6 protein-coding genes are annotated in these 5,920 nt (G+C 73.7%); 2 read left to right on the forward strand and 4 right to left on the reverse strand.

What is annotated here, in order from left to right:
* Window positions 1–318: 318 nt before the first annotated feature.
* Both murQ and E1286_RS45480 read left to right on the forward strand, forming a co-directional pair.
* The gene (gene murQ / locus E1286_RS45475) at window positions 319–1,218 is read left to right on the forward strand and encodes an N-acetylmuramic acid 6-phosphate etherase (RefSeq protein WP_132623366.1); all 900 of its coding nucleotides are present in this window, start codon (window positions 319–321) and stop codon (window positions 1,216–1,218) included.
* A gap of 61 nt (window positions 1,219–1,279) precedes the next feature.
* Window positions 1,280–2,314, forward strand: coding sequence for a serine hydrolase domain-containing protein (locus tag E1286_RS45480; protein ID WP_132623368.1), 1,035 nt, complete (start codon window positions 1,280–1,282; stop codon window positions 2,312–2,314).
* A gap of 55 nt (window positions 2,315–2,369) precedes the next feature.
* On the opposite strand, the gene E1286_RS45485 is transcribed toward E1286_RS45480, so the two are convergent.
* The 4 genes from E1286_RS45485 to E1286_RS45500 form a co-directional block, all read right to left on the reverse strand.
* The gene (locus tag E1286_RS45485; RefSeq protein WP_223190936.1) at window positions 2,370–4,487 is read right to left on the reverse strand and encodes a DUF8189 domain-containing protein; all 2,118 of its coding nucleotides are present in this window, start codon (window positions 4,485–4,487) and stop codon (window positions 2,370–2,372) included.
* An 87-nt stretch (window positions 4,488–4,574) separates the two neighbouring features.
* A complete protein-coding gene (locus E1286_RS45490) occupies window positions 4,575–4,823 on the reverse strand; it encodes an SMP-30/gluconolactonase/LRE family protein (protein WP_132623372.1) in 249 nt (82 codons plus the stop codon).
* A gap of 28 nt (window positions 4,824–4,851) precedes the next feature.
* Entirely contained in the window at window positions 4,852–5,499 is a 648-nt protein-coding gene (locus E1286_RS45495; protein ID WP_132623374.1) for a bifunctional 4-hydroxy-2-oxoglutarate aldolase/2-dehydro-3-deoxy-phosphogluconate aldolase, read from the reverse strand.
* On the reverse strand, window positions 5,499–5,920 hold a 422-nt coding region (locus E1286_RS45500), incomplete at its 5' end, for a hypothetical protein (RefSeq protein WP_223190937.1). The genes E1286_RS45500 and E1286_RS45495, both read right to left, overlap by 1 nt.

Genomic DNA, 5,920 nt, shown 5'->3' on the forward strand with positions numbered 1-5,920 from the left:
CTGCTGCGCCGGTGCCTGGCGGACCAGCGGGCCGCCGGGCAGAGCGCCGCCGAGATCGGGTGGGTGGGGCCGCTGCGGTTCTACTCGCGTGCCGTGGGCGCGCGGGCGGAACGCGTCTTCTGGCTCTACCGGCGCGACCTGGCGTGACGTCTGTCGGAATGCGTGGGGGCAGGGCGCGGACGCGGGTTCATGATCGGTTCGAGGTGGGTACCTCCCGCGAGCACGGACTTCGTGTTCGGCTCCGGTTTTCACACGAGACATGAACCCATTGTCTGAAAGATATTTACAAATTAGTAGCAAAGGGTGGAAATTAGCGTCATGATCGAGCCCGTGCCCGAGTTGGCCACCGAACAGAGTGATCCCCGCTACAGCCAGATCGACCGGCTGCCGACGGAGCAGATCGCCCGGCTGATGAACCAGGCCGACGCCGCCGTGCCCGCCGCCGTGGCGGTCGCGCTGCCGGCGATCTCCGCGGCCGTCGACGCGATCGTCGCCCGGATGGCCCGCGGCGGCCGGCTGCTGTACGTCGGCGCCGGCACCTCGGGGCGGCTTGCCGTGCTGGACGCCAGCGAGTGCCCGCCCACGTTCGGCACCGACCCGTCGCTGGTGCAGGGCGTCATCGCGGGCGGCCCTGAGGCGCTGACCCGTTCTGTGGAGGGGGCGGAGGACGACGCCGACGCGGGCGCCGCGGCCTTGAAGGACCTGGAGGCCGGGCCGCTCGACTCGGTGGTGGGCGTGTCCGCCAGCGGCCGGGCACCGTTCGTGCTGGGAGCGCTGGCGGAGGCCGCCGGACGTGGGGCCTTGACCGTCGCCCTGTCGTGCAACGAGGGCGCGCCGCTGTCGGCCGCCGCCGAGCACGCCATCGAGGTGGTCGTGGGGCCCGAGGTGGTGACCGGCTCGACCCGGCTGAAGGCGGGCACGGCGCAGAAGCTCGTGCTGAACATGATCTCCACGATCTCCATGGTGAAGCTGGGCCGTACGTACGGGAACCAGATGATCGAGATGTCGGCCATGAACAGCAAGCTCGCCGAACGGGCGCGCCGCATGGTCAGCGACATCACGGGGACCGACCGCGAGACGGCCGGCGCGGCGCTGGACGCGGCGGGCGGCCAGGCCAAGATCGCGGTGCTGATGATCCGGCACGGCCTGGACGCGCAGGGCGCCCGCGCCCTGCTGGAGTCGCACGGCGAACGCCTCACCGACGCCCTCAGCACCTGACACGACCGGCTCGACTCACTTGACGGCCTCGGCGGGCTCGGTTGACGGGAGGGGAATCGCGATGTCCGATCGGCTGGAGGCGATCCTGGCGGACGCGGTGCCTCGCGTCTGCCCGGCCGCCGTCGCGCTGGTCGCCGTGGACGGCGCCGTGGCCGCCTCGGCCGCGGCCGGCGAGCTCGTCCGCTACGCGGGCGCCGACGGGACCCTGGCCGCCGAGCGCCCGGCCGCGCGCATCGACTCAGTCTTCGACCTGGCCTCGGTCAGCAAGCTCTTCACCACGGTCGTGCTGCTCTCGCTCGCCGAGGAGGGCCTGCTGGACCTGGACGAGCCGGTGGCCGGCCGCCTGCCCGGCGCCGACCCGCGCCTCACCCCGCGCCGCCTGCTCACCCACACGGCCGGTCTGCCCGCCGGCCGCCGCATCGACCGGGAGCTGCCCGAGGCCGGCCCCGGCGAACGGATGGCCGCGATGGTGCGCACGCCGGTCCTCCACCCGGTCGGCGGGCCGTACCTCTACAGCGACGTGGGCCTGATCGTCGCCGGGCGCGTCGCCGAGCTGGCCGGGGGCGCGCCGCTGGACGCGCTGGTCCGCGCCCGCGTCACCGGCGTGCTCGGGCTGCCCGACACCGGCTACCGCCCCGCGGAAAGGGAACGGGTCGCGGCGACCGAGTGCAAGCCGGGACGCGGCTGCGTACGGGGTGAGGTGCACGACGAGACGGCGTACGCGCTGGGCGGCGTGGCCGGCCACGCCGGGGTGTTCGCCACGGCCGGCGACCTGCTCGCCTTCGGGGAGGCGCTGCGGCGCGGCGGCGGCCCGATGCTGCGCCGCGAGACCGTGGCCGAGATGCTGCGCGACCAGGGGGCCGAGGGCGCGCCCTTCCGCCACGGGCTCGGCGTGCGCATCGGCGACCCGGGCATCACCGGCCCCCTGACGGGCGCGTACGGGCATTCCGGCTTCACCGGCACCTCGCTCGTCGTCGACCCGGTCCGCCGGCTGACGGTGGTGCTGCTGACGAACGCCGTCCACCCCGTACGGGGCCGCGACGGCATCCGCGACCTGCGCAACGCGGTGGCGGCGCAGGCCGCCGGCCTGACCTGACGGCTCGGGTCCTAGCCCGTGGCCCGGCGCGCAGGCCGCGCCGGACCACGCGGCGTCAGAGGGTCACGAGATGGACGTGGCCGTCGCTGCCGGAGACCACCGCCGACACCTTGCCGTCGCCGGCGGGGGAAACGCCGAGGGCGCCGGTGAAGGTGTCGCTCGACCAGCTGGGCGGCTGGTACCAGCCGCCCCACCGGCCGTCGGCGAAGTCGCGCCGCCAGAGCTTGTAGTCGGCGGCGCGGGCGAAGACCGACATGCCGGTGCCCGTGAGGGTGAGGGTGGGGCTGCCGCTGAGGGTGCCGTCGCCCTGCTGCCACCCGCTCCACTGGCCGCCGATCCGGCTCCGCAGGTAGAGGTGGTCGTCGTTGCCGCGTACGGCCAGGTCGACGCGGCCGTCGGGACCGGCCACCGCGCTCGGCCTGCCGTAGACGACGCCGTCGGTCGGTGAGCCGAGATCGACCCAGTCGGAATCCTGGGTGCGGTACCTCACCCGGCCGTCGGTTCCGGTGACGAACAGCGTCCAGGAGCGTGGGCTCTCCCACGCCACTCCCGGGGCGTCGGCGGCGGAGCCGCCGAGGCGCAGCCAGCGTCCCCACGTGTCATGCGTGTAGGTGCGCTGCCAGATCGCGTCGTCGGTGCCGCGGACGAAGACGTCGAGCCGTCCGCCCGGCGTCGCGACCGCGGCCGGCTGGCCGAGGATCTTGCCGTGGGCCGGGCCGCCGAGGTGCTTCCACTTCCCCGGCCAGGCGTCGTCCGTCGATCGCTGCTCGTACAGCGCGCCGTTGTGGCCGCGGACGAACGCCACGGTGTGCGTCTCGTCCTGCCTGACGACGGCGGGGTCGCCCGTCGGCTCGCCGCCGAGGTCGGTGCCGAGGACCGACTCGGCGCCGGTGAGCTTGAGCAGGACGACGCCGTGCCGGGGCACCGTGGTGGTGTAGGAGTCCTGGAAGCCGCCGGCGTCCTGCCGCTCCCACAGCCGCCGCACCTGTACGGGTCCGGTCAGACCCGTGTCGGCGAAGTTCACCGTGATCGACGCGTCCGACTCCGAGGTGTTGAGCAGCGCGACGGCCCGGGTGCCGCGCTCCGACAGCCGCTTGCTGTACACGTCCAGCCCGGCGCCGGGTGACGCCACCCGCACGCCCTGGATGGCCAGCGGGTCGCGGTCGACGGCGATGACCTCGGGGTTCTTGAACAGCTCGGTGGTGGCCTCGTCGAACGCGGTCACGTCGGTGCCGATGACGAGCGGCGCGGCCATGATGGCCCACATGCCGAACTGCGTCCTGGCCTCCTCGAAGGTGAGGCCGTGCGTGGGCAGCAGGTAGTCGGGGTCGTTGTAGTGGCCGGGGCCGTTCGCCTCGGGGTGGTATTCGTTGACGCCGAGCGTGCGTTTGAAGTACGTCCACTCGTTGCCGTCGCTGTCGTAGAACGCGCTGTCGGTGCCGGTCCGCCACGAGTCGGCGATCGTCGCGCCGAAGCTGTAGGAGTGGATCGCGGTGCGCTCCAGCGGGTAGTCGCCCCAGTCCGTGGTGACCGGGTTGCAGATGTTGAGGATCATGCGCCCGGCGACGGCCTTGCTGACTTCACGGTAGGCGGTGGCGGGGTCGAGCCCGGCGGCCACCCCGCACAGGAAGTCGACCTTCACCGCGTCGAATCCCCACGCGACGAACTGGTCGAAGTCCTGCTGGTAGTGGCCGCCGCTGGAGATGCTGCAACTGGTCGGAACGTCCGGCCCCGCGTCGGTGTAGATGCCCGCCTTGAGGCCGAGCGAGTGCAGGTAGTCGGTGAGCTGCCCAAGCCCGTTGGTGGCGGCGTCGGCCGGTTTGTCCGGATCGAAGCGCCACCGCTCCGGGTCGTACCGCAGGTTGCCCTGCTCGTCGCGGCCCATCGAGTGCGAGACCGGGTGGCCGCCCGTCTCGGTCGCCGCCAGGTTCCATCCGCCGTCGAGCCAGACGATGTCGTAGCCGGCGGCGGCGAGCCCGCTGTCCACCAGGTAACGGGCCATCCGCTTGATGGAGTGGGCGCCGAGGTACTTGTCGGGATCGGCGGCATACGGCAGGAACCCGGCGTAGTAGGTGTTCCACCCCATGTACGGCACGGGCGCGTGTCCGCTGTTGTAGTACGCGGGGGCGCCCTGGTCGGACTCATCGGGTGCCTTGCTCGCATGAGCTGCCACGGTTCCCACGGCGAGTGTCAGTAAAACTACGAAAAGTGACGTCAACAGGCGATGCGGTCGTCGCACCATTACCTCCTGGGGGAAAGGTCAGCCGAGCCGGAATGCGTCAGCCGGCCGGCTGGGGGTGGGGACCGGGACGACGTCGAACCGGCCGTCGGGCGGGTAGCGGTGTACGGCTGAGCCGCGCCGCACCGCGACCCGCGGATGGTCTTCCGTCGTCCCGTCGGGGTGGCCGTCCGCCGGCGAGGCCAGGACGGACGGCTCGCCGAGGTCGCCGGCGCGAGGGCCGGCGGCGTACCGGTCGGCCTCCCGAAGGCGGCGGTCGGCGAGGTACATGGTCAGGCCGTCGCCCGGGCGAGGGTGGTCACTGGGCTTCCCGGAGGTCCAGGGCGGTCAGGAAGGCCGCGATCCGCCGGGCGAGCTCGTCGAGGCTGCCGCCGCGTGCGGCGTCACCGACGAGGGGTGAGCCGACGCCGACCGCGAGCGCACCGGCGGCCAGGTAGTCGCGCGCCTCGGCGGCGCCGACGCCGCCGACGGGCACGAAGGGGACCTGAGGGAAGGGGTCGCGCAGCGCCCGCAGGTAGCCGGCTCCGCCGAACGACGCGGGGAACAGCTTGACGGCGGCGGCCCCCGCGTCCAGCGCGGCGACCACCTCGGTCGGCGTGAGCGCTCCGGCGAGCACGGGCAGCTCCAGCTCGCGCCCGGCCCGGACGGCCTCGGACACCGCCGGCGTGACGAGGTAGGAGGCGCCGGCGTCGGCCGCCGCGCGCGCGTCGCCGGCGCTGATCACGGTGCCGGCGCCGAGGACGGCCGCGCCGCCCAGCTCCGCCCGCGCGTCGCGGATCACCTGGAGCGCGTCCGTGGTCACCAGCGAGACCTCGATCAGCCGGACGCCCTCGTTCGCCAGCGTGATCACCGTGCGCAGGGCGGCGTTCGCGTCGGAGCCGCGTACGATGGCGAGCAGCCGCCGCCGCGCGAGCACCTCGCGGAAATCGGGGATCGTCAGGGACATCACACCATCCGTTCCGCGGCCAGCACCAGCCGCCAGGTCAGCTCGCCGGAGGACGGGACGACCGCCGCGTCGCCCGGACCCGCCTCGGCGAGATCGAACACGGCGCCGAGCATGGGCTCGACACCCACGCTGCGGTACGGCGCGCCCTCGGGGAACCCGCCGAGGTTGCGCCACAGCGCGGTGGAGAGCGGCACCCCGTCCGGCGCCTCCACCCGCAGGTCGAGGGCGTCCCGCCCGTCCTCGACCCGTACGGCGGGGCAGCGCAGCACGGCGCCGGCGGCCGTCCCGTCATCGGGGCCCAGCCGATCCAGCGGCAGGCCCAGGGGCGCGGGCCAGCGCCCCTCCACGAAGGGGGCTCTCCCATCCTGCCCCTGTGCACCGGCCCGCCGCTCAGGGCCGGGGTCCCTTGCGGGGAGGAGGC

This window comes from Nonomuraea terrae, assembly GCF_004348995.1.
In the GTDB taxonomy this organism is placed as follows: domain Bacteria; phylum Actinomycetota; class Actinomycetes; order Streptosporangiales; family Streptosporangiaceae; genus Nonomuraea; species Nonomuraea terrae.

What these genes read in the sequence shown, in the direction of transcription:
- murQ (WP_132623366.1), top strand. Translation starts at nt 319, where the DNA reads ATGATCGAGCCCGTGCCCGAGTTGGCCACCGAACAGAGTGATCCCCGC.
- E1286_RS45480 (WP_132623368.1), top strand. Translation starts at nt 1,280, where the DNA reads ATGTCCGATCGGCTGGAGGCGATCCTGGCGGACGCGGTGCCTCGCGTC.
- E1286_RS45490 (WP_132623372.1), bottom strand. Translation starts at nt 4,823, where the DNA reads ATGTACCTCGCCGACCGCCGCCTTCGGGAGGCCGACCGGTACGCCGCC.
- E1286_RS45495 (WP_132623374.1), bottom strand. Translation starts at nt 5,499, where the DNA reads ATGTCCCTGACGATCCCCGATTTCCGCGAGGTGCTCGCGCGGCGGCGG.